General features: G+C 50.4%; 2 protein-coding genes and 1 pseudogene. 2 read left to right on the forward strand and 1 reads right to left on the reverse strand.

Annotated features, from left to right (window positions below; genetic code table 11):
- Positions 1–460 (forward strand): annotated as a pseudogene (locus ACI32D_RS04795) (EAL domain-containing protein); the annotation flags it as partial.
- 34 nt (positions 461–494) lie between these two features.
- Here ACI32D_RS04795 and ACI32D_RS04800 read toward each other — a convergent pair.
- Complete coding sequence (locus ACI32D_RS04800; protein WP_439775489.1) at positions 495–1,394, reverse strand: YitT family protein; 900 nt, start codon at positions 1,392–1,394, stop codon at positions 495–497.
- A 74-nt stretch (positions 1,395–1,468) separates the two neighbouring features.
- On the opposite strand from ACI32D_RS04800, the gene ACI32D_RS04805 reads away from it, so the two are divergent.
- Positions 1,469–2,343 (forward strand): CCA tRNA nucleotidyltransferase (locus tag ACI32D_RS04805; RefSeq protein WP_439775490.1); only part of this gene is annotated, 875 nt, incomplete at its 3' end.

Raw genomic sequence — 2,343 nt, forward strand, 5'->3', positions numbered from 1 at the left:
AGCAATCCAGAATGCCTTGCAGGAAATTGGTGACGTGACTCAGGCTTCGCACGCGGTGCTTTTGGAAATCGGAACTGACAGCTTCTCAATTAACTACGAATGGACAGCTCCTTATGCCCAGCCGGTTGAAGACAGGCTCGAAAACATCAGCAACCGCTTCTTGAAGCCTTTCAGCGACTTGCTGCAAAGGAAGGATTATCTGCTGATTCCTGATGTCAAGGAATTTGCCCAGAAGCAGGCTGATTTCAGTGAACAGGAAGAATTTTTGGATAAGTACGCTATTGACCAGCTGCTGCTTGTGCCCGTGAAGAATGAGCTTGGCAAAACGATAGCTTACTTAATGCTCAGCAATGCTTATGTCAAGGGCCAGATCGAACCGGTTCGCTTGCTCAAGCATTTGGCTCCAGTATTTGCCAAAAAGCTGCGGACAGCAGCAGAGCGGATTGGAAAAGACGATTAATGTATGAAAAAAGGAGTCACATGCGTGACTCCTTTTACTTTCTGATAAATAAGCTGGATTGTTTGGTCTTGTAACTGAAGCCTTCGCCAAGAGCTTCGTTGACGTCAAAGAAAGTGATGAAGGCTTTGGGGTCTTCTTGCTTGACGATTTTCTTTAATTCCGGGATTTCCCTTGGCGACAGGACCAGGTAGATCATGTGGCGGGGATCGCTTGAATATCCGCCTTCAGCATTGATGTAGGTAAAGCCGCGTTCCAGTTTCAAGTCGATCAGTTTGGCGATGTTCTTGTAGTTTTGGGAAATGATGAAGACCCCCTTGGCCCGGGTCCCGCCTTCAGTTACCAAGGCCATGACCTTGGAGAGAATAAAGCAAGACACCATTGTGTAGCCAACGTGGAAAAAGTCCAGGTAGGACAAAGAGCAGGCCAGGGCTAAAAAGTCCAAAGCCAGAAGGCCCTTGCTGGGGGTGATAGCATATTTTTCCTGCAAAACCCGGGCGATAATATCACTGCCCCCAGTCGTGCCGTTAAAGCGGAAGACCAGGCCTAATCCCAGTCCCGACAAGCATCCGGCCGTGACCGTGGCCAGGAAGGGGTCGTGATGGAGGGGAACTTGGTCTATAATAGACTGCAGGGTCCACGCGCTCAAGAAGAAAGACAGGCAGAGGGTTCCCCAGACGGTATAAATCATGGCCCGCCTGCCCATATACTTAAAGCCTAAAAAGATCAAGGGAATGTTGATGATGAAGGTGCTGATACCAGGGTTGATGCCCCAGAAGTGGCGGATAATCAAGGTGAAACCCGATAGCCCCCCGTCAGCCAGCTTGTTGGGAATCGACACCATGTCCACGCTGAAGGCGTAGATGGCTGAGCCCAGGGCAATCATCAGGATATCGATCGTGTCACTAGTGGTCCATTTGAATTTTGGCTTGTTCATTTCGATACTCCTTTCTTTTATAATTCCCCATGCGTAATCAATTTTAGCAAAAAACAGTCAAGGTGGAGAAGAAGATGACTAATACTCGTATAACGGAAGTTTTTACCCAGGCCATGCCGGTCCTGGAAAAGTTGGAAGAAGCTGGTTTTGAAGCCTATTTCGTCGGCGGCTGCGTCCGCGACCTGCTCTTAGAGCGGCCGATTCATGACGTGGACATCGCGACCAGTGCCTATCCGGAAGAGGTCAAGGAGACTTTTGCCAAAAGCATTGACACTGGCATCCAGCACGGAACCGTGACCGTCCTTTATGGAGGCTCCAGCTACGAAATCACGACTTTTAGAACCGAATCCGGCTACCAGGACTTCCGCCGGCCGGACAAGGTCACCTTCGTGCAGAACCTGGATGAGGACCTAAAGCGGCGGGACTTTACCATCAATGCTTTGGCCATGAACCGGCAAGGGGAGATTATTGATCTTTTTGACGGTCTGGGCGACTTAAAGCGCCACGTTATCAAGGCGGTCGGAGTGGCGGAAGAACGTTTCCACGAGGATGCCTTGCGGATGATGCGGGCAGTCCGTTTCATGAGCCAGCTTTCGTTCAGCCTGGAAGAAAAGACCAGGCAGGCAATTATTGACAACCACGAGCTTTTAAGCAAGATTTCCGTGGAAAGAATCAGAGAAGAATTTGTCAAACTGGCTCTGGGCAAGGACAGCCGCCGGGCCTTCCAGGACTTTTTGGCAACAGGCTTAAGTGAAGAATGCCCGGGCCTGGCGGGGAAAAAAGACCAGCTCTCCGTCTTCACTGATCTTAAGGCGGGCCCAGACGACGAAGCAGTTTTTTGGAGTTTGATCGCCGTTTTAATCAACCTGCCGGCTGATCAGATCTCAGCTTTCATGCGGGCTTGGAAGAACTCCAATGCCATGAACCAGCGGACCAGGCAGATCGTGGC

Origin of the sequence: Lactobacillus sp., assembly GCF_051873315.1 — a bacterium.
Taxonomy (GTDB): Bacteria; Bacillota; Bacilli; order Lactobacillales; family Lactobacillaceae; genus Lactobacillus.

What these genes read in the sequence shown, in the direction of transcription:
- ACI32D_RS04800 (WP_439775489.1), bottom strand. Translation starts at nt 1,394, where the DNA reads ATGAACAAGCCAAAATTCAAATGGACCACTAGTGACACGATCGATATC.